Source organism: Bacillus sp. 166amftsu (assembly GCF_900107445.1).
GTDB classification, from domain to species: Bacteria; Bacillota; Bacilli; order Bacillales; family Bacillaceae_G; genus Bacillus_A; species Bacillus_A arachidis.
Window position 1 is genome coordinate 182,431 of record NZ_FNQA01000003.1, and the last position, 23,668, is coordinate 206,098.

The following is a 23,668-nucleotide window of genomic DNA, read 5'->3' on the forward strand; positions in this document are numbered from 1 at the left end:
CTCAAACTCCCCTTAAAATGTTGTCCGTTTAATAAAAACCTTCCCCTCTTCAGTTTAGTATATTTTCTACAATTTTTCATCTTTTTTCCATGATTTATATTATCATATTCGGATTTAATTTATTAATAGGAGTATGAGTGTTTCTACCTTTTACTTTATAGCCTATAACTAAATAACCTTTTGCACTCCTGTGATGTAGGTAATGTTAGTTTCAAGCAAGATTTCCTTTTACATCCTCTATTCTTATTTAATCGGTTTCTCTGTTTTTAAAACAAATGAACTTAATGCAGGAACCTTCATCTTATTATCATGGAATACATACAGCACTTTACTTCCTGCATGTTCACCATCTACTAGCACTTTCCAAGGACCTTTTGATGGAAGATTTATTTCCATAGCTTCTCTATTTGCATTGTGAGCTACAACAAAATATTCATTTTTATTTCCATTTTCTTTGCTATCAATTGTGTAAGCTACAACATTTTTTGGCGCATCCATGAACGTTACATGTTTTTTAATTTGTTCAGCAGTTGTCATGCGAAAAGCTGAATACTTGTTACGTAGCTCAATTAACCCTTTCATATACTCAACTTCTTTATCAAATGCTGCACGGCGCACCCAATCCATCTGGTTAATCGAATCAGGAGATTTGTAGCTATTATGGTCACCATATTTTGTACGCATGAACTCTTGCCCTGCATGCAAGAATGGAACCCCTTGCGATGTTAATATGATAGAAGAAGACAACTTATGCATTTGTTTACGTACTTCTTCACTATCGCCAGGATTCGTCAACTCAAGCTTATCCCATAATGTATGGTTATCATGTGCTTCAACATATGTCAGTACTTGTTCAGGATCCTGATAAGTAGACACCTTTTTATCATAATCAAGACCAGCCGTAATTCCTTTTTTTATGCGTTCTTCCATGTTTTGCATTCCGTTCACAAAACCATTATCCTTATCTCCAAATACGCTGCCTTTCAATCCGTCACGAATATCGTCATTAAAATGAGCGATTCCGTTCATTTTCTCCGCATTTTTTTGATTTGCTTTTAACTCAGGCGCAAGAGGCGTATTTAAATCCCAACCTTCTCCATGAAGAATAATAGAAGGATCAATTTGATGAACCGCTTTACGTATCGCATTCATTGTTTCAACATCATGAATACCCATCAAATCAAAACGGAAACCATCTAAATTATACTCTTTCGCCCAGTACACGACGGAATCTATCATAAATTTCCTCATCATCTTTCGTTCAGAAGCTGTATCATTCCCTACACCTGTTCCATTTGCGAGTGAGCCATCCTCATTGTAACGATAATAATACCCTGGAACTAACTTGTGGAAATTAGATTCAGCCGCACTGTACATATGATTATATACAACGTCCATTACAACACGAAGATTATTATCATGAAGTGTTTGAATCATCTGCTTTAATTCAGTAATTCGAACAGTCGGCTCATAAGGATTAGTAGAGTATGAGCCTTCTGGTACGTTGTAATTTTTCGGATCATATCCCCAGTTATATTGTGGTTCATTTAATTTTTCTTCATTTACTGAAGCATAATCAAATATCGGTAAAAACTGAACATGAGTAACACCAAGATCTTTAATATGATCAAGACCTGTTTTTACGCCTTCTGGTCCCCTCGTTCCTTTTTCTGTTACACCAAGATATTTCCCTTTATTTTTAATACCACTTTCAGGTTGAATGGAAAGATCACGCACTTGCAACTCATAAATAATAGCATCTTCCGGGTTTTTAAATTTCGGCTTTTTATTCCCCTTCCAATTTTTCGGATTTGTTTCTTTTAAATCAACGACTGCACCTTTATCACCATTCACAGAAGCAGCACGCACATATGGATCAACGGCCTCAGTCCATTTGTCCCCAATCTTCACCTTATATGTATAAAAAAGACCTTTTTGATCACCTGTAAGTTTTGCAGTCCAAGTCCCTTTTTCACCTTGATCCATGCTTATTTCAGTACCTTTTTCATCATTCCATTTTTTATAAGTAACCAACTTTGCCTCGCTCGCAGTGGGAGCCCACAAACGAAACTTGGTTTCCTGTGGCGTATAAATATTCCCTAAATCATTGCCATCATAATAAAATAAATGATCAAATTCCTCGCTACGGATTACTTTACCAATTTCAGTATTAGCTTCAATGGAATTTCCCATTTTGATTTTGTATGTTTTTTTCAAGTCAAGATTCTTTTCTGTAATGATTTTAACCTTATTGGTAATATCTCCATTATTTGTATCATAAGGATTAACTTTCTCAATGTTAACGCCGTCAATTTCAATTTTATGCTCCTTAATATTGAATGGAACATTGGTAGTCATAGTGATTTCATTGAAGCTATCAATGGTCGCTTTCTGAATAGCAAGTTCAGAAGATGGCTTAGAATCATATACTTTATCATCGCCCGAAAGAACCCATACTTCAGCACGACCATCCTTAATATTTTCAATCCAACGATCACCACCGTCTTTTTCCCATTCATTCGTACGAACTATAAATCCAACACGATTATAATCACCATCTATTTTTACTTTAGCATACTTACCAAACTCATCTTCCCCAGTAAATTCATAGAACCTGCCACTCGCATTTTCGGTCCACATCCAAAGGTTCCAATCCTTTGCATTTCCAACCTTCTCCTTATAATGAATGATAATTTCCGTTGTTTTCGCATTTGATTCTGCTTGTACACTCTGAAAAGAAAAAACAGATAATAGCATAGCAATTACAGTAAGTAATAAAAACGTCTTGTTTATTAATCTTTTTGTCATATACACTCCATTCACCCTTTCTTACAATATTATGAACCATTCATTATGAGTAACACTGCATAAGTTAATCTAGAAATCGCTTTTATACCACCTCCGTATTGAATGTTTATACTTATTTCCAATGATCTTTTGGTAGAAAAATCAAAGGTAGAAAGGGATAAGAAATCAACGAAAACGTTTGCATTAAATATCAAAAAAAAGACTTACTTATTCCTCCTTATATCTCTAGATATCAAAAGATCATGGAAAACATTCTAAAGAAAACGTTTGTTATCGCTTTCAATTTTATAGCAAGAACTATAAAGAGGTCAATATATTATTAATTTTCTGTTTTTACCCTATGTACATATTGTTAACATGTAAACAAAACCTATTTTAAAAAAATAAACGGTTATACCAAAAGGGAAACAACGACTAATCTTAAAGATCGTTATTTCCCTCTATTTCTTTAACTTTAAGCGGTAAATTTTTTCGATAATACGTTGTTACAGTTTCCGTATGTTATTTTTCCAATTGAGATAGCTATAATCAACCTCTTCTTTTAATTCAAAATAGTTTTCCCAAGTATCTTGTGCATGATAAAGTGTCTCGCCTGCACCTACAAAAACATCCCTATAGTCATATAGATATTTCCAGTCATTATCACTATTAAAGTAATACATTGCAAATTGATTACCCTCATCATTTAACATGTCATCTGCAAGCACACCACCCCATTTTATATAGATTTGCGTGCCAGTCATTTGTCTAAGATTAAATTTATTAATGTCATCTCGAGATTGTTCTTCAAACGCTTTACTAAATAAATGATTTTCAATAATCCATCCAAGAAACATACCAGTATGTACATATGCTTGTTCAATTGGCAAATCCTCTGGAAGATCATCAAAATAGTACTTTGCTTTATCATAAATCACGATGCCCAACTCCATTTCATACCCTATTTTTTCTATTCTACCAAAAATAAGGTATGAATAGGAAAATATATCTATATCACCATAACTAATCTTCAAAACATACAACTATAATAAAAATCTCATATAAGAAATTCGTTGTTACAAAGGCGAAACATACATTAAATGCTCATAAATAACTGTGGAGAGATAAAATTTTAGTTTTGAGGTATTTTTAATCCCACATGATTTCAAAACAACAATTTGAGCGTAACTGTAAACTATGGTGACTTTGTTTCTTAGTTAATTTCTGCGTTTTATATCATTCGCCAATCATATACAGTAAAGGTGACTACCAATTATAAATCGCTTATCCATTTTGTATAATAAATGAAAAAAAGGAGAGATTTCACAAATGACTGTAGTGAAGAACGGAACATTGCAAGTGCCTGGAGCGAGTCTTTACTATGAAATCAGAGGAAAAGGACCTGTACTTCTAATGATCCATGGCGGTGGTGGTGACGCTGATAAATTTCTTAAGGTCGCTAATCATCTTGCTAATTGGTATACAGTTGTTACCTACGACCGCCGTGGCCATTCCCGCAGTAAGCTTACCAATCAAACTGAAGATTACTGCGTGGAAACACATAGCGACGATGCTCACCACCTGCTAACTAAACTGACCGATGAACCGGCATACGTATTTGGAAGCAGCTCTGGTGCTGTTATCGGACTTGATCTGTGCATACGCCACCCAAGACAGATAAAGCTACTAATCCCTCACGAACCCGTCTTATTGCAAATTTTATTCGGTGATGAGCAGGTGCAGGCTAGAAAATTCATGGAAGACCTTAAGAAAAATCATAAAAAAGAGGTCATAAAGTTATTATCAAATGCACGAGCGGACACTAACAATCAAAAACAACCGAAAGATGTGCAAGCAAAGCGAATGCTTAGTAATTCAACGTATTTCGTTGAGTATGAAATTCCAGGCGTTCTCGACCATTCACTAGATATCGATGCCTTGCAAACTGCATTAAAATCTTCATCGATGCAGGTGCTTCCAGCAGGAGGAAGTGATTCACGGGACTTTTTCGCTTACCGCTGCGCAGTCGCATTAACAGAACAACTAGGAACAGATATCGTAGAATTCCCTGGACATCATGGAGGCTATAACACAAGTCATCATAAAGAATTTGCTGAGAAATTACACGCGATTTGTCGTTCACATTAATAAAGACAAATAAAAACTAGCAAAATGAAATTTGCTAGTTTTATTTATTTCGGGACTACTATTCATCAGAATCATCTCCAAACTTTACATTGTCGATTGCCTCCCTGTCTTTTGCAACCCCTTCTATAGTCTCAATTAAATTTCTTACCATCTCAAGTGTAATCAATTCTTCCTCTTCATAAAGTTTTATACTTGCTCCCATTGAAAGTAATTCCTCAGCAAATCTCACCAAAGATTTCAATTGATCTGCATCACTGTAGTTACATTCCATTACAGGCTTTTCTGTTTTCATATTTTGTTTGATTTCACTTATCGATTTAGATGTTTTTTTCTAATCAAAGGGAGATACTTATTAGAATTCGAATTATGACGCACTACTAAACTCACGGTAACCAACTCTACTACCCTCCTTGTAATGAGCATTTTGTATTTCAGTTAGATAGAAGTTTTTATAAAAAAGATTGATTATTTTCAGATTCAAATTATTCAATGCAAGCTACCTATTGTATATAAAGTTACTTTGACACACTATCCAGTATCTTTCTTAAATGACCTTCATCATATTTATATTTGTAATTTCATAACCCAACTTTTCATATAACCCACGTGCAACTGTGTTATGACCAAAAACATGAAGACCAATTTTATTCATTCCTAATTCTTTAGCAATAATTTCAATTTCTTTCATTGCTTGCTTACCATACCCTTTTCCTCGGTGTGGCTCATAGATTATAAAATCAAAAATATAGCCTTGATCTGGATTTGTAGTTGATGTTTGTGCAATCCAAATCATTCCGACTAGTTGTTGGTCTTGAAAAATAGAGTACAAGTAATTCAGCTCAGATTTCTCATCTTTAGGTAACAGTCTAGAAAATTCTTTTTTAGATAGATTGATTGCCTCATCTTCACTCCAGTTTCCTGAAGTAACTTTGTTTTTTGCATAGTTCTCAATTGCAGCAGAAATGTATAGTTGAAATTCTTCTTTATTCATCGGTTTTAATGTAATCACTTAATCCCCTCCTACTTTAACGTGATTGAGCTAGTTTATATAAACAACAAGTTCCAATGCTCGCTACTGCTAGCAGTTGAAATAAGCCTAACGACTTAAAGTTGTCATTATTATATAATAATTCAAAAAATATACCGAATGAGTGAAGCATTGTATCTTTTTTGCAAGCATCGTGACTTTCATTCAAATTAACGCATAATATAGCAGGAAGCATAACTTTGCATAAAATGCAGGTTTATGCTTCCAATAAGTTAACATTAACTCACTTATTAGTACAATTCTTAGGTTCTTTAAAAAAGTTAGATGCAATGCAACAAACTATTCCAGTAATCAGAATACTATATTTTACCATTTCACTTGTATGCTCAAATAAATTAATTCCATTAATTACATTAAGCATTACAAGTCCCCAAAACACTTGAATTGCTCCAAAACCTAATAATATTTTTCCTGTTCGAGAAAATTTTTTCATAGCCTTCCACCTTCCATATATATGTAAATTTTATCATAAAAACCCCAAAATGAATGACTACAAAATAAACTTTCTGCAAGTTTATGGGGTATTTTGAAGGGGAATTTTGTAATGTTAGACCTTAAAAACGATATTTTGATGCAAAGTTATGGGGTATTGGTATGCAATTTTATGAGTTAAGTCACACATAAAATTAAATTTACTCAAAAACAAAGAGGATCTAAAATACGAGATTCTCTTCAATTCCCTGTATAATGCTCCAATCTACGCCGTCTTCTAACTCATTTTCAAGTTCTTCTAATAAGCAAATCCCTTCTTGTTCAATACCCGCGTCATATCCATAAATCTCAAAATATCTTTTCTTATATTTTGTATACCAATAATATGTACTATATATGATCGAATGTTTCGCTTCTTTTCCATTTAAATTCATTGTAGTATGCCTTAAAAAATCATAATAACTCCAAAACTCTTTTAATCTCTCATCACTAAACATCTTACTAGGCACCTTTTCTACTTTGTCTCGTTGCATGAATTTCGTTAATTCCAACTCTTTTATTATTTCCATTCAGTTATCCCTTTCCGTCCTTGTTCGTGTTTATTATATTCCGATTCTTCTATTGAATCTAATGTCTTTACCACCTATCATCAAAAATTACAGTATATTGAGCAACACCAATACACTCCAATTCGTTATTTTTATATGTAATCTTTGTTTTTCTGGCGTTATATTCAAAATTATAAACTAGAATTGCTGTATTACATTCTTTATTAAAATTTCTGTTCTCAAGTTGTTCAGTAAATTGTTCATAATATGAAAAGCCCCTCAATAAATCTTGAATATTATTTACCGGTGATTGGCCAAACCATTTCTTTTCAACTAAATCACGATCATAATAACCTAAGTTAAAATGTCGTTCGAATATAGAGGGTATACTATCTCCATCTTCCGATATGATCTCATCGTTTTCTTCATAAAACTCCCTGAACTCGTCTGATCAACTTGAATATAACTCGATTCACAGCCATAGAAAAGTGCAGATCGGTCAGGTGGCATTCCCTAATCAGTTCGCTATCAAAAAGCAAATATTCTAATACCATTTGTTCCGCCTCGATATGTTAAACACTCACGGCTGCCACCCATCCTCCTGCAAGAACTTCTGTAATTCTTCCTCAGACGGTACATTCTTCTTCCACTCTTCACATTCCTCCACAAACTTCTCCGTTTCATAAAGAAGCGACGGCTCTTTCTTTCGAAACTTAACTGCCGCTTCCTCTACTTCACTGAGCTTCGTATATCCTTTCCTATGCCAATCTCGTAAAATCCCCTTCACATAAGCAAGCGTCCGCTTATTATTTTCATAGGCAATCTGAAGTGCCTTTAGTACAAGCTCCTCCGACAAATCTGTAATCCATTCACTTAATTCCTTCGCTGCATATGATGACAAACTACCGAAATTTTGTTCATAAAATGTGTATACACTACTACCTGGATTCACTTCTTCTACTTCTATTTCTTCTTCTACCTCATTCACTGCACATTCTTGAACAACTTCTTGCGGAATCATATCAGATGCTTCAACAGGCATTCCGAAATGCTCTAGCAATAACGGAATATTCAACTCTTCTTCGAGGCATCTTTGAAGAAACATATGTACAAGCTCTTTATTTTTCACAGTCTTTAACTCACGTAACACACACTTTTCTATGTTTGTATTCGTAATTGGGTTATAACGTAACCAGTTCAAAATATATAATTCCTTCGTTTTCGCATCAAATAAGATCTTTCCATACGCAATAAACCGCTGCAACAACTTCTCAACCGTTTCACGATTATACCCCGTTTCCATCTCTACCAAACGGAGTGGCCGTGGGTAAATTCCGCATTGTCTCGTTTTCGAACATGTCAGCAAATACATATAAAAATAGCGCTCCTCTGGCGTTAAATCCAGCACAAACTCATCTTGCCAAAAATTCACCTGTACACTCCGGTATACTCCCATATTTCTTCCTCCCATCCTTTAATGGTAAATATAGAATTGGTTACTCCTTCTATATATAGGATTGCAGGCAGGGATTTGGTAAATTTATTTTATAATTTTTACTAGTACTAGAATGTTACTTTTTTATTTTTTTGTAGTAGTTCTTGTAGTTGTTTTTTCTTTTGTTTATTTAATGATTTATTACTTGGCAGGGGTTTATTAGGGGCTTATAAGGGGCTTCTTTTATTGTCATCTGCTGAAGAACTTCTAAAATAATACTGCATGAAAAAATTAATTTTGTTTGATACCTTCATTAATTGTCACTTCTTTATCAGCGACTAAATCATAAAATCCTATATGAACTCCTTCTTCATATAACCAGCATAGATCCGTTCCATAAGGAGCTGCAAAAATCTCAAACATTACAGGAGCAATTTTAAAAATAGATTCCGCATTTAAGATGATAAAATTTTCCGCATGATTCACATATTCATCGGTATCATCTATAGAATACAAATTCCAGCCATTTAATTGCGGGATAGAACCTTTTTCTCTAAATGAATATCTAACTGGTTTTCCAGCAAGAATATTTTTTGAAACGACAAAACCACCATACTCACTGTTAGTTATTTTCATTTTCAAACTCCTTAATACTGGAATTGACAGCATGTTTTAATAGAATTTCATAAACTAGTTTCATCTTATCAGTAGGCCATTCATTGTTTGTTACTATCCAGTTACTTTGTAGTTAATCTATCCTCACCAAAATTAGCTAACGGCTCAAATCATAGAAATGGAGAAGCAGCTCCAGGTAACCCTGCTTTAATTAGAAACTCATAGGTTCCTTAAGATAAAGATTATGAATTTCTTTTTATTGCATCATCGTTAACTGGACCTGCCACTATTCCAATTATTCCGTCTTCTAAACGAAAAGAATGTAACAAAAATTATTGATAATTTTCGATAGCTGAAATAAGGGAACCTGTTCCTTCTTCTGCATAATGAATGAAGTCCAAACATTTTTCACTCCAGCCACCGATTAAATTTGTTTTCTCTCCTACGAATTGTTGGTTACCGTAACTATTCAAATTGAAAGAGTGAACCCAAACATCAGGATTCATTTCACGACGATATGTTTCAAGAAGAATTTGTGAAGAATTGTCTCCATACCTATCTCCATACACTTGCTCATCAGAGAAGACAAGAATGCGGTCAACTTTGATTTTGTTATCTAATAGATATTTGATAGAAAGATATAAGTTTGTTCCATATCCATGTTTATTAACTTCTGATAAAAATGTGTTCATGTTCTCTAAAATACCAGAACGGGTAGAAACATTTATCGCTTTGAAATCAGTTGCGAATACAGATGTAATAGAATTATCACAGAAGGAGTGTGCCATTGCCATCATGAGTGTAGCAATATCTGCACATTTAACGGTCCCACCTTTCGAAACAGGATAACATGTCATAGAGCCTGAGATATCTGCTGTCATGAATGTTGTTCCTAATAATCTCGGCATGTTTGTAACAGATGCTTCAATGGCGTCATTCAATACATCTAATAATTCGCTTCCTACTTGTGGTAATTTTTCTTGTACAACACGATAGGCTGAAAAAAAGCGAAATGGTAATTGTTTTGATTTTTTTACTCGCTCAGGATCGCGAAGAATGTTATATACTGTATCAATATTTGATGCACCTGAATTTACGATATTGCGAAGGTTACGAAGTAAGGCCATATACCCCACTTTACCGCTATCAATTAATTCTTCCCATACTTCTTTTTTGTTTCCCTTTTGAGAAAGCTGTGTTTCCCATGTGAATGGTACTTGTAGTGTATTTTCTAATAAACGTTTATAAAGTTCGTAACGTTCTGTTCCTTTTTTTGCAGATGGGCTAACTAAACGGAATACATCTTTCAATGTAACGTCTTTCCCTGTGCGGTTGTATTTTGCTAATTGATATTCATCAAATGTAGAAAAGGCATCTGCTAACCCTTTTTTCAAAGAGTTTGGGATTGGATTTTCCCGACCATATACCCCTAATTGATATGCCATCATTTCTGTTACATCATCAGGACGCTGTGCAATACGAGAAATTGTTTGACGAGCATATTTACGACCTTCAGGGTGGTTTGCGAGTTCCACTGCTAATACATGTGTAACAGAGCGCATATAAAACACTTCACGTGCATAGACTGCTAAACTCGCAACAAATCTAGGGTCTCTGTCCATGATTTGTTTTGCAATAGTAACTAATTCTTCACTGTTGTCTCCATAAAATTTAGGTTCATTAAAAAAAGATGTTAATACCATCGTTACTAATTTATCTTTATCATACATTTTATAAGCTGTTCCGCCCTCTTTTGTATACGTTTGACGGCTTCCTTGAGAAGAATGATTAAACTTTGACATTATTATCTACCCCCAGATGTTTTTTTGACACGACTGGTTGAAATACAAATAAAAAAGGCAACGTATATACGTTGCTCTTTTCACTCATTCCTAACACTTAAGAAATATTCAAAACAGGAATCGAATCCCACAAACACAATCCCTATATGACGAAGTAACTCCTACCTTAGTGTTATGAATCAAAGAAAAGTACGAACTCGGTGCGGACCTCCCCGCATCGATTAGGATCGAATCTATAACATTTAATATTAGTAAACGAAGTATGAGCTATCTACACTGTTCCTGTTATATATAATGTTTAAAGATTTGGGAGATAAGCGAAAAGGCTCATTACGTCGCTCTACCACTGAGCTACCTCCCAAATTTGGGAAGGTGGGCGTCGAACCCACGACCTACGGCTTATCAGGCGAAGAAATCCTTCTCTACACTGCCCAAATCTATTAAATATGAAGTATTAAAAAGGGAGATAGGCGGAAAGACTCAATATGTTGCTCTACCAAACTGAGCTACTTCCCTGATGTTTAGAAAACATCAGAGAAGGCAAGGATTCGAACCTGCGACCTACCGCGTGACAGGCGAAGAAATTCTTTCCTACACTGCCCTTTTCTTTTTGCTACTTATTAACTTCATTATACTCGTTAATTAAATATTTGGCAATTATTAGTATTTTTGAAAAATTTTATCTTTTTTATCTATGAATCTTAAAATTTCTGTATTTCACAATTTAAGTGAATTAGATTATATGAAAATAATGTGCTAGACTAACTAGCAGATATACAAATTTTACATAAAACACCAATAGAACAAAAATGTATCCATCCTTGTTCAATATGGCATGTATTATTTTTCTTTCAAAAGATATTAATTATTCCCAAGACAAGAAGTTAGGAGATGTTAGATGTGAAATATTTTGTGATAGAAGATGATGAATTATCAGAATGCGGTGAAGAGACAATATATATTTTTGAACATAGTAAAAGAAAAAGAAGTTACGACACGATTAAAACCTTAGAAGATTTTGCAGCAAGGTGCCAATTCATTGAACGAAGAAATATGCATTGGTTTTGGTATAAAGGAAAACACGTTGAAGATATGCCTATGTGGGAATTTGAAAAAAAATTTAGAGCCGAACAAGAAGAACTGAAAGCAATATCCCAAGAAGAATTCACAGAATTAAGAAACAGATATGCTCCTCTTATTAAACCTATCGAGTTCCCTATTGAAGGAATCAGAAGTGCTTATGCTTATGAACCAGAATGGAATGATGAATTTTTTGTTATGGAAACGGAAGAAAGTTATTTTGCTGTTTATTGGTTTACAACGGCTTAAAAATAGGTTATATGAAAAATCAACAGATTCTTATCTTAAAGGACTTTCGGGTCAGGATGTCGGGGCTTGGGTATTTAATATGATGGTGAATCAATTTAGTTCCTCGAAGCCTCTGTACATCATACACCTTTACAAGTATCATCATTCACTTGAGTACTTAGCGTTTGGTGCTTACCTTCAATTTCTTTGCTCAATCATTGTCATAATATATGTTCATCTAAAGAAGTGTTTTTCTTTATTAGATTTTGAAACTATATTTACTTTTCTATCTTTGAAAGTTCCTCTCTCCTCGCTTCATAAGTAGCTAAATCTGCGTATCTTGTTGTAATAGGTAAACGACTATTATTTTCTACAAAATGCAAAACAACATGGGTAGCAGTATCTAAATCGATCCAATTACCACAAGAAACAAAAATTGGTTTTACATTTTCTCTAGTTCTTAGCGTTCTTCCATAAACTTCTTCATTTACAACGATCTCAGTATACGAACCTACTTCGTTTTCAGGTTCGGTAAAATCAACATTATTTATTTTTAAGTACGTTTTGGCTACTCCAATAGTTGGCTTTTTTAAATAGAAAGATGCATGCGTTGCAATCCCCATATGACGATTATGTAAATAACCATTTCCATCAAACATATATAAGTCTGGAAAACTTTTTAATTTTTTAACTGTATCAAGCACTAATGGTAATTCTCTAAATGCTAGATAACCAGAAATATAAGGAAACTCAATTTTATCTATATGATGAACTTCTTCAATAATTGCCTTTGTAAGATAATCGAACACAACAATACAGCAGACTCCATAGTCAATTCCCTCATTAGACCAATAAGCAATGTCTATTCCCGCTACTAATTTTATATCTTCTAGTTCAAATATATTTTTTAAAGAAATGTTACTTGATAATTGTTTTTGCAGTTTCTCTAACTCATTTATATCGTGTTTTTTCATAATTTTTCCCCCGAATTTTTCACATAGTCCAAATCTAATAGTTAGCTCTTTTTTCTTCAACAATGTAATCATTTTTATCCCAAATCCTATACTGTATTTCTACTTTTGAGAAGCCGTTTCTCCAAACTATCCAGCATATGGATTATAATCAATTTCTACTTTTTTTAGACCTTCCAATACTTTTTTTATTCTATTAGATAAATCCGCGATTTCCTCTTTAGTTAACTCCTCTTCCGCATCTAACGAGTTAAACATACTTAAACACCTTGTTATCCTTTCAACAGTACCAACGAAAACTTTGTCATGAGTAATTAAAATCTCTCCTATAGCAGTATCCCTCACAACATCTTCTATCTCACCTAAATTCCAGTATTCATCGACTATTCTTGCTATTGCATCTCTATATCCTCTATTTAAACTAAAAAAATCATTATAGTCCTCTTTGATCGCTTCAAATAATTCGTTGTATCCCCAGTATTTCACTAAATCTCCCTCCATCCAAAAATATTATGGCTTAATCCCTTATTGCAATCTTAAAATAAAAAACACTTGTTACCTATAAAAGACAATCAAGTGCTTTTTATTTACTTATATGAAAACACCTTTAGCTTTGTTGATTCCCGCATTGATATTAATTAATCGATGGTACTTCAATGGCGTATACCCCTTTGCTCAGCACCAAAACTTACAACTGTAACATCCCTATTAGAATGCAAATCAAAACATTCATATAAACAAGATTTTGGTTTACTTACCTTATATAGCCGTACTTTTGAATACTGGGCCAGTCGATTCTTCCTTAAAATGTAATAGGGAATGTACTTTCAAAATCAATTATTACTTCTTCCCTTTCCCTAAAACAATCTAAGTATTAGATTTCCCCTATATTTTCAATAACCCTATTTAGTTTTTTATAAAATTCACCTTTTGTTTTTACATGTTTAAACTGATCTGGATTAATATGAGCCTTTTGAGAGAGTGCTACAATCTCTTCTTTTGTAATTGAATCTTTAGTATTTATAGATGCTATATTTGTATATTTTCCATCTTCTGTTTTTGGAATTTCTAAAATCCCTTTATTTACGAGATTCACTACAGCCTTATGCTCTGAAGAATGTGTGTCTACACCGGTAATTTTCCAATTATGCATAACCTTTGGCGTGTATACACCATTCTTTACCTCTTTTAAATATGTAATAGCAAGATTACGAATGGTTCCACCTGTTTCGCCAAAGGCATTCTCTTGTTTAGATGACCAAATCTGTTCAAACTTACGTCCCTCTAAAGCCCCTCCTTTCGCTTGAAGAGCCTCCATTCTATATGCATTCATTCCCAGAGTCATAACATCGCTCATTTTGATTGGTTTATTTGTACGAATAGATCGTAAATTTGTAATTCGGCTTCCATATGGTTTGGTTAAGTCAATTTCGTATTTCACGCCTCCGAAGAAGTCGTTCGTACTGTATTTAGACGCACGGCGTGTTTTATCAAAGCTAACTGTTACATCTCCGGCACGGGATGTGTTAAAATACCCCGCCGCCCACTCCATATAATCTTTTAAATCTTTTCCAGTTATCTTATATACTGTAATTTCTCCCAAGGCATATTGGTAATTATACGCAATATCTTTCTTCTTAATAGGACCTACATCTAAACGAGCATAATCGTTATCAATTTGATGGGCTACTACATCTGCTTTGCTGTAATAAAGCATAACCTCATGAAAAAAATCTGATAAAGGTGTCTCTTGAATTTGCACACTTGGAATACCCTTTATTTCATTTTCAGGAACAAGATTTCTCCCCTTTAATTGAGCGACTACAACATTTGCATCTCCTCTCGCATACTCGTGAAAAGGTGTTAATGTTTCTTCAAGTGCAGGATCGGATAATACCGTTGTTCCATCAGCATTTTTTACAGGTAAAGTGGTAGCTGTTTTATCTTTTAAAACCAGCTTCCCATCTTGCTTTGTAAAAGTAAGGTCAATACGTGAGATATGCGTACCATATTTATCTGGTTCTGTAATAATAACACCATTTACAACTTCTTTTTTAACAAGTTTATGCATATGAGCTGCAAAAATAGCGCTTAGTTCTGGACAGGCATTTGCAATATCTTGAACCCCAGTACCAGAGATGCCATTCTCATTTTCTAGTCCCATATGCATAACTCCTACCATTACATCTACTTTACCTTCTAATTCTTTAATTACCCTTTTTGTCTCTTCTACTGGATTTTTCACCACTAAACCAGCCAAATGATCTGTTCCTTTTTCAAAATCACTAATCATTGGTGTATTCATGCCAATAACCCCAACTTTGATGCCACCTTTTTCAACTATCGTATATGCAGGAAGAAAACGCTCTCCATTCTCCTTGTAAATATTTCCTGCTAATATCTTTCCTTTATATTGCTCACTAACTTTTTTCAATGTATCTAATCCAAAATTGAATTCATGATTCCCAAATGCCCAAGCATCATATCCCATTTCGTTCATTGCTACCATCATCGGAGACTGTGGCTTATCATTGAATAATTCTACTGAGTTCCCTTGAATTGTATCTCCGGCATCTAATAATATGGTATTTGGATTTTCTTGACGTACCTTCTTTATAACCGTATAAAGCTGCGTTAAACTTCCACTCATATTAGCACCATCAAGTGCATAATCCCAAGGCATAAACCTACCATGAATATCCGCAGTACCTAATAATGTAATATTAACATCAGATTCCTCTGCTTTAGAGATAACTGGTTTGATTGTTATTGCTGCTCCAAGCAGTATAAAAATAACAAAATAACATACACGGCTCTTCCATCTCATTTTTGACATAATAACAATGTTTCTCCCCTTTTTGTACTGTCATATAGTGTCTTGAACTTTAAAAATGTAACTTATTATTTGGAAAACTTCAAGTCAATTGCAAGTAATCTATAAATTTTGGACATACTGATACTATTACTCTATAGAGGTGTGTGATCAGTATAGAAAAATAAAATTTGTTCAAATGGAAGCATGATCAGCCTGACATTATTATCTTAATCGCAATTTGACTCATCTATTATTCTCCTTTCTGCTAAAATTCTTACTCCCATCGTTTCAACACATCACTGATTTCATTGCGAAAAAGAACACCAGTAAATAATATACAATATTTTCCGAATAACCTATGTTATATTTTATAAATCATTATAAATTTTCACACTTTAAGGAGGATTTTTATGTATACACCTAAATATTTTGAAATGCAAGATTCAGAGCTTATTTTAGAATTTATCAAAAACCATTCATTTGGAACCTTACTATCTAGTACGAAAGACTTTCCAATTGCAACACACCTTCCGCTGGATGTATATAATGAACAGGGACATACTTATTTATCTGGGCATTTTGCTTATGCCAATCCTCACTGGAAATTGTTAAAAGAAAATCCTCAAGTATTAGTTACATTTCTAGGGCCACATGCTTATGTGTCTTCTTCCTGGTATGCGCAAGAAAATGTACCCACATGGAATTATGTATCAGTCCATGTATATGGTACAGCTCAGCTCGTAGAAGGCGAAGAATTAGAGATTATGTTAACAAAAATGCTAAAGAAATATGAACAAGGTAGGGATAACGCAGTATTATGGGATACTTTAGATTCACAATTTTTAAAACAAGAGATGAAAGGGATTGTAGGTTTCAAAGTAAAAATTGAGAAAATTGAAGCTTCCTTTAAGTTAAGTCAAAACCGAAATAATGATGACTACAAATCAATTATTAATAATCTTGAGAATGAAAACGATGTCTCTGCAATAGAAGTAGCTAACTGGATGGAAAAAGTTAGACCAATTAATGAAAATTAAGTTCAGAACCAAATCACGGAGGTGGCAGAAAGAAAAACATACAAAAAGCGAAAATTCCTGTATTGTACGAATTGCCAGGACAATACAGGAATTTTCGCTTTGCTTATTCATACTACTAATAATTTATCATAGTAATAATTCGTTTGTTAATGAAACAAATATCAAAATAAGTAATAGATATGTTTACGAATACAATAAGAATCGGGGTATTAAAATATCATCACACTCATTTACTGTCATAAGTTTCTGATCCAAGTATCAAAAAGCTTTTAACAACTAGAAATCAAGCAAAGATTTCCCAAAAATACTCTTCTGCTTCTTTTTTAGTTTCATCTTTATGATATTAGTAGCTAACCTATCGCAGTATCTGCTACCTTATCTATAAATGTAACATTTCAGCCTTTACAACTTGAATATATTCCTGCAACTTACAAAACGCTTCTGCGAGCTTGTTTGTTTCTTCTTTATGAAGGAAGCGTGCTTTGTTTCGTTCTTCCTCTATGACAAGCAGCTGCGCGGCAGCATAAGAAAGACCGTACTTTTCGCATTCTCGTTTTATATCCTGAAAAAAGGAAGGAGGGACAGTCCCTGCTCCTGAGACAAGCATCTCATCTAAAACTTGTTCCAATTCATCGATTAGGCGCACTAACTCTATCATAGAACGTTTCCCCTTCACCCAGTGTAATATTTATAATCTCTCCTACTTCTGTATATAAAATAATAGGTGTAACTACAAGCTTTGTTCCTTCCTGATAAGGATGAACTAGCATTCTCTTTACATGTAACGAATCCAAATATATTTTTACAAGTCGAATCATCCGCTCATTCTCTGGTCGTTTCATCATTTGCATTTGCAATGTTTTACCATTCTTATCGATAAGAGGTATGATCCATTTCTGTTCGTGCTTCTGAAACTTCCATTCTTCCATTTCAGCAACTTCGATACAAAAGACTCCTTGTTTATTTGTCTCTAACCTGTTCTCTTTTACTTTTTTTAGTAATTCTTCCCATGAGGTTACAAAGAGAGATTGCCACTCTGCCACATTTGTTTTCCCTTCCACTTCCCCTACTGTCTGTGAGCTAGATGACAATTGAAAATCGGCGTTAAGTTTTGCCTGTTTCAACTGGAAAGATGAACGAGATAGTTCGTATCCTTTCCCTGCAATCCCCCATGGACCTTGCCTTTCATGAAGTTCTTCAGGAGTTGTGCTGCTTCCTTCATAAAACATGGGGCGCGACTGTGTGTATGTGATCCACTTTTCTTGTCCTCGATTATAGAAATAATACGTCACACCAACATAACCAGACTTCGTTTGCCAGCCGGATGCACCAAAAGCATACAAAGTAAGTGGTGGAACGTCATAATATTCCGAACGAAACGGACTGTCTTGCAGATGGTGGCGCTCTAACAACAAAATGTGTTCATAAATCGCGGACAGCGTTTGTCGATAGGATACCATTTGAAAAGACGCATGTTTCATCCGGTAAAGCCCAATATCCGCACCGAGCTTACGAAATAAATTCTCTAACTTTGCTAGTTTCAAAGAACGTGCTTTTACAGAAAGTTGTTCTATTTCATAGATTGTATTTTCGGTAAGACGTGTCAATCCAAAGTGAACAATTTGCTCAATCATCTCTTTGAAAATAGATAGCTTTTCCGGCGCAATAATAAGCGGTTTCATCTGTTTCGTTTCATGCGAGATTCCTTTCTCTTTTTGATACCAATATACCGCTTCAGCCTTATGCCGGCATATCCCCTCTGCTTTGCACGTACAGATCGCATCCGCTACCGATTCAGCTGTTAGAAAGCGAACCGTTATATTCTCTTCTGGGAAGGACGCAATTAAAGCCCCCTCTTCTTCTAAAACAAATTTTTGCTGAAATATTTCGCGAAACATCATTTCAGCCCACACCTTTTCAGAAACAATGCTGCGTACGTCCACATTCAAAAGAGGGGAAAAGTTAACCTTCGTTTCTTCTTCTCCTTCGTACATCTTCTTAGCTTCGAACAGAGCCATAATGACATGCTTGCAAATGGAGCGGGCATCACAACTACAAGAGTAACTACGTATATCACCCGTAAACGTTACAGTAGTTTCGTCATCAAGATGTATATGCGCTACATCTTCTTCTACGTCCATTTTGACATTTGATACAACGGCCAAATCCTTCATCGCTCTCTTATATGTCCCTTTGTTGGACATGGCGATTAAGTATGTTTCATCAATAGAGGAAAGAACATTTAAGAAATGATTGTTGCGATCCATTGTGCCAACCTCCCTGGTGTTAGTGCCGCTACATGAGCACCGAGCGCCGCCATTTTTTTTGCTGCCTGTTTATCATAAAAAGGCTGTGCAGTCGGATCAAGAGAAGTAAGCACAATCAGCTTTGCCCCTGATTCTACAATCTTCATCGCTTCTTGATACATTTCATTGTAACTACCACCTTCATATAAATCCGTTACAAGCACGACAATTGTTTTATGAGGCATCTCGATTTTATTCGTTGCGTAGCGCAGCGCCTGAGCAATATATGTTCCTCCCCCAAGCTGGACACTCATAAGCGTCTCCACCGGGTCATCAATACGATCTGTTAAATCAACAACAGCTGTATCAAAGATGAACAAATCTGTCTTAATCGTCGGTAAGCTTGCAAAGATGCCAGCCATAACTGCACTATGAATAACAGAATCAATCATACTTCCACTCTCGTCTACTGCAAGAATCACACGCCATGGATTAACGTGCTTCGTTGCTGCATAAAAGTATGGTTTTTCAATATGAATGGTGTTCGTTTCCTTGTCAAAATGCTTCATGTTCTTTCGAATCGTTTTCTTAAAATCAAAGTTGCGCATCGTTCGCACGCGGCTAGAACGATTTCGATCTGCTCTACCGCTTAAAGCGTGCTTCACTTCCTGCTCTAAATTCAGGCGCAACTCCTCAGCGACTTTCGCTACAATACGTTTAGCTGTGTCCAATACATCTGGATTCATATAATCTTTAAATTGTAAAATACATTTTAGTAAATTCATATTCGGTTCCATTTTTTGAAGCGTTTGCTTATCTTGCAATAGAGCCGTTAATTCATACTTTTCTAGCGCATGATTTTCCATAATTTCAATGGTTTCTTTCGGAAATAACTCCCGCACTTTTGAAATCCAAGTCGGCACTGTTAGCTGAGAAGGATCTAGAGATCCACCGCGTTCTTCCCCGCGTTCCCGTTCGTACAAAAACTCCAGCACATCATCCATTTCTCTGTATGCAGGGTCTTCTTCCTGAAATGTGATTTGGTCATCCGCATGTTTCCCAAGAACAAGACGCCAGCGATTTAAAGAAATGTTATTCTTCATCTTCTAGCCCCCGTCTCATTAAAATTTCTCGCGCTTTCAAATCTAACTGCATTGCGTACGTCAGCACTTCTTCGGAAATTGCTTCTTCTTTTATTGTTTCTTCTGTTGTGTCATATAACCGAGCAACTTGTCTAGCAATCGTACCCACCTCAAGCGGTGTAAATTGGCCGAACAAGAGGCGCAAATGCGGCAACACTTGTAAAAATGTCTCTTCATCAAGTTCTTCTAGAACATGTGACATCCCGCCAAGCAGCGATTCGTTATATAAAAAGATATCTTTTGCGCCAGCAAACAAACCATTCAAAAATATCGGAGCTTGCTTTTGCATATCGCCACTTCCATAAAAATATCCTTCTGCCACTTGCATTACCTCATCAATTTTCCGCTTCCCTAATGAAGTTAATAGCCCAAATACTGCCCCTTCTACTTGACTTTCTCGTTTTTCCTTTTGCAAATAAAGCTCCAGCGCTTCAATAAATTGCTGGTCTGCAGGCTGCATTGTATACAAATCGATAAGCTTTTCAGCAATAATTGCTGGTTCGCCCCCATCTAACACAGAAAATAACGAAAGTGCTTTATGTCTAGCATGTTCCACTTGCTGATTTGCTTTTTTTATTTGTGATAAATAGTAAGCGCAATCTGCTATAGACGTGAAGTCCCCATCCTCTTGTATTGCCTCATCTATGGAAGAAGTGTACATGGCAAAATCAGAAAACAACCCGCTTAAGTAGGCTTCCATCAACAAAAGAGCCACCTCTCCAACACGCCCTTTCGCCTTATACAGCTTTGCTCGCAGTACTTCCTGCGCGGCTTCTCTCACCGTTCCGCCATACACAGATAAATCAATAAGAGTGCTTTCCACTTGTGCTGAGAAACGATATTTCCAAGTTTCTCGCATAAGATTAATATTCTGCTTTCTAGCTAGGTTTGGACCGCGCAGCTTCTCGCAAAACCGAACTCCTAAAAAAGCGAGGCAATGAAAGAATTGACTTAAACGCTGGTGTCGTTCGTTCTTGTATATGTCAAGAATCGTCTCATGTGGTACAGTAGAACGCGCTGGAAGACGAAACGAGCGAACAGAAGCACGAAAATCATGCACAAGCGGCGGTACATCCGCGGATTTTGACAATTTGCCTCGTTTCGTCCCTTGCAAACTCTTCTGAAGCAGCGTCAAAGGTTTATCTGCCGAGGATAGCTCTCCCTTAACAAATGCGCTGCGCACCGCATCCATCAGCTCATACAAACCAGGCCGCATCTTGCCCCGAAGCAGCGCAAGTTCACGGATCATTCGCGCAGCCTCAATCTCATCTGCTATTGATATCCCTTCTGTTTTTAATTGCCGGGCAATCCGTATCATAAATTGCTCTGCTGCTGCTTCATCCCTATTCTCCCAAACGTGTTGATAAAAAGCAGGTGCAGGCATACCGCTCTGATAACCGCGCGTTTGGTCGCTTTCCAAAAAGGAATACGGCATAAGATAGTTTTTGGCATACGCTTTAGATAATGGACTTTTGAACAGCTTTTTCTTTTTCCCTTCCAATTCAAGAAGCCCTTTCACATGAAAGCCTCCGGTAATTACGAGCACCTTATCATATGCTTTACGCGCTTTTTCAATTTCCTTTGCCATATGTATTTCTCTAGCCATGCAGCCGTCTTCTATCAACATCTCCTGCGTATAGTCCGCGCGCGTGTAATAACAATAATCGAAGAGCTGCTGGATAAACTCCTCGCTTGTCATATGAAAACCTTGCAATTCAAAGTATTTCTCCCAAAATTCATGAAAGCTTCGGCAACCCGTTTTTTCCGAGAGCATACGGACATATTGACTGTGCCGGAAGTATTGTTCATCATACTTTCCGCGCTCTTCCTCGTTTTTCGTTACATACAAATATTCCTTATAGGGAAGATCAATAAATGAAACGGGAATGTTGCGTGCAGCTCCTTCCCGAAGTGCAACAAGTTCCGGTGAATAGTCGAGAAAGGGATAGTACGCACGGTACTTTCCACTCTCTCCTTTTTCAAGCACATCCGGTTTATCATCATAACTGCAATATATACAAATCGGAGCCTCACTCTCAGCACTCACGATATGCGGAATAAGCGGATTACAATCCATCGGTCCCTCTATAAGAATCGCATCCGGTTTATATGATTCAACTATTTTTTGTACGTGAAAAGAGCATGCAGGACTATGATGGCGAATCGGCACGTATACGACGTTGTTATTTACATTGTAAGCTCTTTGAAACAATGTGTTTACTTCAGCTGATTGCGAGCTTCGAAAAACGACTTCCATGCCTCTCCTCCTACTTGACTTCGTGCTCTGACGATGCTTGTAAAGTAACTGCGCAGCTTTTCTAAATCTTCCTTGTTTTCTTTCGCAATCGTTCCGGATAAGTATCGAACAAGTGCATCCATCTTCACTTGTCCGCTTCCATAATAATACGCATCCATTGCACTTTGATAATATACCGATACTGCTTCTGCAGTACTCATAACAGAAGAAGGCTGATCAATTCGTTTTCCTTCAGCGGTCACGCCTTCCCGGAGCTCATGAAAAACAGTCGCCAATAGCTGAACAACCGTCCGGTCCACTTCTGGTATGATGCCAGAAGCCCCTAACAAGCGCGTTACTTGCGACTCTATAATTTTTGCTTCAAGCTTTACATCTTTAATTGGATGCACTGTTTCAAAATTAAAACGACGCTTCAATGCACTACTCATTTCATTCACGCCGCGATCGCGCGTATTCGCAGTCGCAATAATATTGAATCCAGGCTTTGCCGCAAGAATTCCTTGCTCTCCAAACTCCGGAATGTTCAGCACCTTATCGCTCAAAACGCTGATCAACGAATCCTGCACTTCCTGGGGGCAGCGCGTCAACTCTTCAAATCTAGTTAATATCCCTTGTTCCATACCAACGAAAAGGGGACCTGGCACAAGGGCCTCTCTTACAGGCCCTTTCGCAAGAAGAAGTGCATAGTTCCATGAGTACTTAATCGTATCTTCCATCGTAGCAGCTGTTCCTTGCACAGTGTTACGACTATTTCTGCATATCGCAGCAGAAAGCAGCTCACTTAACATCGTCTTTGCTGTTCCTGGCTCTCCGATTAGCATAAGTCCGCGATTCCCAGCTAATGTGACAATAGCTCGTTCCACAAGCGCATCATTACCGTAAAATTTACGACTAATTTCTATTTCTTGCCTTTGCCAAAGAAGCGGCTCTTCTTGTCCGATAATAAACGTACGAACCGCGCGTGGTGACAACCGCCAGTTAGCTGGTTTTGGAAACGAATCATTCGCTTCTAAAGCATTCAATTCTACTTCATATAATTCTTCCATTAATGGTTTAATAGACTGCATATGTCATTTC

Annotated in this window: 22 protein-coding genes; 3 read left to right on the plus strand and 19 right to left on the minus strand. The window is 36.1% G+C overall.

Going from position 1 to position 23,668, the window contains the following annotated elements; all coding sequences use genetic code 11:
- Positions 1–243: 243 nt before the first annotated feature.
- Complete coding sequence (gene pulA, locus BLV40_RS12340; protein ID WP_090690431.1) at positions 244–2,814, minus strand: type I pullulanase; 2,571 nt, start codon at positions 2,812–2,814, stop codon at positions 244–246.
- A gap of 479 nt (positions 2,815–3,293) precedes the next feature.
- On the minus strand, positions 3,294–3,740 hold the full coding sequence (locus BLV40_RS12345) for a DUF7832 domain-containing protein (RefSeq protein ID WP_170833653.1): 447 nt from the start codon (positions 3,738–3,740) through the stop codon (positions 3,294–3,296).
- Between the two features lie 376 nt (positions 3,741–4,116).
- On the opposite strand from BLV40_RS12345, the gene BLV40_RS12350 reads away from it, so the two are divergent.
- Positions 4,117–4,935: an alpha/beta fold hydrolase gene (locus BLV40_RS12350; RefSeq protein ID WP_090690435.1), complete on the plus strand. Its 819-nt coding sequence runs from the start codon at positions 4,117–4,119 to the stop codon at positions 4,933–4,935.
- A 58-nt stretch (positions 4,936–4,993) separates the two neighbouring features.
- On the opposite strand, the gene BLV40_RS12355 is transcribed toward BLV40_RS12350, so the two are convergent.
- From BLV40_RS12355 to BLV40_RS12390, 9 genes are all read right to left on the minus strand, one after another.
- Positions 4,994–5,227 carry a hypothetical protein gene (locus BLV40_RS12355; RefSeq protein WP_090690439.1) on the minus strand — a complete coding sequence of 78 codons (234 nt, stop codon included), beginning with the start codon at positions 5,225–5,227 and terminating at the stop codon, positions 4,994–4,996.
- A gap of 252 nt (positions 5,228–5,479) precedes the next feature.
- Positions 5,480–5,944 carry a GNAT family N-acetyltransferase gene (locus BLV40_RS12360; RefSeq protein WP_090690443.1) on the minus strand — a complete coding sequence of 155 codons (465 nt, stop codon included), beginning with the start codon at positions 5,942–5,944 and terminating at the stop codon, positions 5,480–5,482.
- A gap of 262 nt (positions 5,945–6,206) precedes the next feature.
- Positions 6,207–6,416 (minus strand): hypothetical protein, encoded by a 210-nt coding sequence (locus BLV40_RS12365; RefSeq protein ID WP_090690446.1) that lies wholly within the window; start codon positions 6,414–6,416, stop codon positions 6,207–6,209.
- A gap of 220 nt (positions 6,417–6,636) precedes the next feature.
- Complete coding sequence (locus tag BLV40_RS12370) at positions 6,637–6,984, minus strand: hypothetical protein (RefSeq protein WP_026593196.1); 348 nt, start codon at positions 6,982–6,984, stop codon at positions 6,637–6,639.
- Between the two features lie 67 nt (positions 6,985–7,051).
- Positions 7,052–7,375, minus strand: coding sequence for an immunity 22 family protein (locus tag BLV40_RS12375; RefSeq protein ID WP_090690450.1), 324 nt, complete (start codon positions 7,373–7,375; stop codon positions 7,052–7,054).
- Positions 7,376–7,388: 13 nt separating this feature from the next.
- Positions 7,389–7,532, minus strand: a complete 144-nt coding sequence (locus BLV40_RS29780; protein ID WP_348519730.1) for a DnaB-like helicase N-terminal domain-containing protein — start codon at positions 7,530–7,532, stop codon at positions 7,389–7,391.
- A gap of 11 nt (positions 7,533–7,543) precedes the next feature.
- A complete protein-coding gene (locus BLV40_RS12380) occupies positions 7,544–8,419 on the minus strand; it encodes a DnaD domain-containing protein (protein WP_090690453.1) in 876 nt (291 codons plus the stop codon).
- A gap of 270 nt (positions 8,420–8,689) precedes the next feature.
- A complete protein-coding gene (locus BLV40_RS12385; protein WP_090690455.1) occupies positions 8,690–9,034 on the minus strand; it encodes a DUF2185 domain-containing protein in 345 nt (114 codons plus the stop codon).
- A 311-nt stretch (positions 9,035–9,345) separates the two neighbouring features.
- Entirely contained in the window at positions 9,346–10,815 is a 1,470-nt protein-coding gene (locus BLV40_RS12390) for a TROVE domain-containing protein (protein WP_090690458.1), read from the minus strand.
- Positions 10,816–11,715: 900 nt separating this feature from the next.
- Between BLV40_RS12390 and BLV40_RS12395 the strand changes: the two genes are divergently transcribed.
- Positions 11,716–12,144: a hypothetical protein gene (locus BLV40_RS12395; protein ID WP_026593190.1), complete on the plus strand. Its 429-nt coding sequence runs from the start codon at positions 11,716–11,718 to the stop codon at positions 12,142–12,144.
- A 257-nt stretch (positions 12,145–12,401) separates the two neighbouring features.
- On the opposite strand, the gene BLV40_RS12400 is transcribed toward BLV40_RS12395, so the two are convergent.
- From BLV40_RS12400 to BLV40_RS12410, 3 genes are all read right to left on the minus strand, one after another.
- Positions 12,402–13,097, minus strand: coding sequence for an endonuclease V (locus tag BLV40_RS12400; protein WP_090690735.1), 696 nt, complete (start codon positions 13,095–13,097; stop codon positions 12,402–12,404).
- A gap of 126 nt (positions 13,098–13,223) precedes the next feature.
- Positions 13,224–13,580 carry an Imm3 family immunity protein gene (locus BLV40_RS12405; RefSeq protein ID WP_090690461.1) on the minus strand — a complete coding sequence of 119 codons (357 nt, stop codon included), beginning with the start codon at positions 13,578–13,580 and terminating at the stop codon, positions 13,224–13,226.
- A 388-nt stretch (positions 13,581–13,968) separates the two neighbouring features.
- Positions 13,969–15,930, minus strand: coding sequence for a bifunctional metallophosphatase/5'-nucleotidase (locus BLV40_RS12410; RefSeq protein WP_090690464.1), 1,962 nt, complete (start codon positions 15,928–15,930; stop codon positions 13,969–13,971).
- Between the two features lie 389 nt (positions 15,931–16,319).
- Between BLV40_RS12410 and BLV40_RS12415 the strand changes: the two genes are divergently transcribed.
- Positions 16,320–16,946 (plus strand): FMN-binding negative transcriptional regulator, encoded by a 627-nt coding sequence (locus tag BLV40_RS12415; RefSeq protein ID WP_026593186.1) that lies wholly within the window; start codon positions 16,320–16,322, stop codon positions 16,944–16,946.
- A gap of 379 nt (positions 16,947–17,325) precedes the next feature.
- Here the strand turns inward: BLV40_RS12415 and BLV40_RS12420 are convergent, their stop codons facing one another.
- Genes BLV40_RS12420 through BLV40_RS12440 form a run of 5 tightly spaced genes read right to left on the minus strand, consistent with a single transcriptional unit; the run spans position 17,326 to position 23,658 of the window.
- On the minus strand, positions 17,326–17,604 hold the full coding sequence (locus BLV40_RS12420; RefSeq protein WP_090690466.1) for a hypothetical protein: 279 nt from the start codon (positions 17,602–17,604) through the stop codon (positions 17,326–17,328).
- Positions 17,576–19,213, minus strand: a complete 1,638-nt coding sequence (locus tag BLV40_RS12425; protein ID WP_090690469.1) for an SWIM zinc finger family protein — start codon at positions 19,211–19,213, stop codon at positions 17,576–17,578. Before BLV40_RS12425 ends, BLV40_RS12420 begins: the two co-directional genes overlap by 29 nt.
- Positions 19,189–20,295, minus strand: coding sequence for a VWA domain-containing protein (locus BLV40_RS12430; protein WP_026593183.1), 1,107 nt, complete (start codon positions 20,293–20,295; stop codon positions 19,189–19,191). Before BLV40_RS12430 ends, BLV40_RS12425 begins: the two co-directional genes overlap by 25 nt.
- Positions 20,285–22,591 carry a DUF5682 family protein gene (locus BLV40_RS12435; RefSeq protein WP_090690473.1) on the minus strand — a complete coding sequence of 769 codons (2,307 nt, stop codon included), beginning with the start codon at positions 22,589–22,591 and terminating at the stop codon, positions 20,285–20,287. Before BLV40_RS12435 ends, BLV40_RS12430 begins: the two co-directional genes overlap by 11 nt.
- Positions 22,552–23,658 (minus strand): ATP-binding protein, encoded by a 1,107-nt coding sequence (locus BLV40_RS12440; RefSeq protein WP_090690477.1) that lies wholly within the window; start codon positions 23,656–23,658, stop codon positions 22,552–22,554. The genes BLV40_RS12435 and BLV40_RS12440 overlap by 40 nt, the downstream gene beginning before the upstream one ends.
- Positions 23,659–23,668: the final 10 nt, after the last annotated feature.

Excerpts from the sequence above, each read along its gene's own strand:
- BLV40_RS12430 (WP_026593183.1), bottom strand. The coding sequence starts at position 20,295 with ATGAAGAATAACATTTCTTTAAATCGCTGGCGTCTTGTTCTTGGGAAA.
- BLV40_RS12400 (WP_090690735.1), bottom strand. The coding sequence starts at position 13,097 with ATGAAAAAACACGATATAAATGAGTTAGAGAAACTGCAAAAACAATTA.
- BLV40_RS12415 (WP_026593186.1), top strand. The coding sequence starts at position 16,320 with ATGTATACACCTAAATATTTTGAAATGCAAGATTCAGAGCTTATTTTA.
- BLV40_RS12390 (WP_090690458.1), bottom strand. The coding sequence starts at position 10,815 with ATGTCAAAGTTTAATCATTCTTCTCAAGGAAGCCGTCAAACGTATACA.
- BLV40_RS12440 (WP_090690477.1), bottom strand. The coding sequence starts at position 23,658 with ATGCAGTCTATTAAACCATTAATGGAAGAATTATATGAAGTAGAATTG.
- BLV40_RS12385 (WP_090690455.1), bottom strand. The coding sequence starts at position 9,034 with ATGAAAATAACTAACAGTGAGTATGGTGGTTTTGTCGTTTCAAAAAAT.
- BLV40_RS12355 (WP_090690439.1), bottom strand. The coding sequence starts at position 5,227 with ATGAAAACAGAAAAGCCTGTAATGGAATGTAACTACAGTGATGCAGAT.
- BLV40_RS12435 (WP_090690473.1), bottom strand. The coding sequence starts at position 22,591 with ATGGAAGTCGTTTTTCGAAGCTCGCAATCAGCTGAAGTAAACACATTG.
- BLV40_RS12365 (WP_090690446.1), bottom strand. The coding sequence starts at position 6,416 with ATGAAAAAATTTTCTCGAACAGGAAAAATATTATTAGGTTTTGGAGCA.
- BLV40_RS12410 (WP_090690464.1), bottom strand. The coding sequence starts at position 15,930 with ATGTCAAAAATGAGATGGAAGAGCCGTGTATGTTATTTTGTTATTTTT.
- BLV40_RS12420 (WP_090690466.1), bottom strand. The coding sequence starts at position 17,604 with ATGATAGAGTTAGTGCGCCTAATCGATGAATTGGAACAAGTTTTAGAT.
- BLV40_RS12380 (WP_090690453.1), bottom strand. The coding sequence starts at position 8,419 with ATGGGAGTATACCGGAGTGTACAGGTGAATTTTTGGCAAGATGAGTTT.
- BLV40_RS12370 (WP_026593196.1), bottom strand. The coding sequence starts at position 6,984 with ATGGAAATAATAAAAGAGTTGGAATTAACGAAATTCATGCAACGAGAC.
- BLV40_RS12425 (WP_090690469.1), bottom strand. The coding sequence starts at position 19,213 with ATGGATCGCAACAATCATTTCTTAAATGTTCTTTCCTCTATTGATGAA.
- BLV40_RS12345 (WP_170833653.1), bottom strand. The coding sequence starts at position 3,740 with ATGGAGTTGGGCATCGTGATTTATGATAAAGCAAAGTACTATTTTGAT.
- BLV40_RS12350 (WP_090690435.1), top strand. The coding sequence starts at position 4,117 with ATGACTGTAGTGAAGAACGGAACATTGCAAGTGCCTGGAGCGAGTCTT.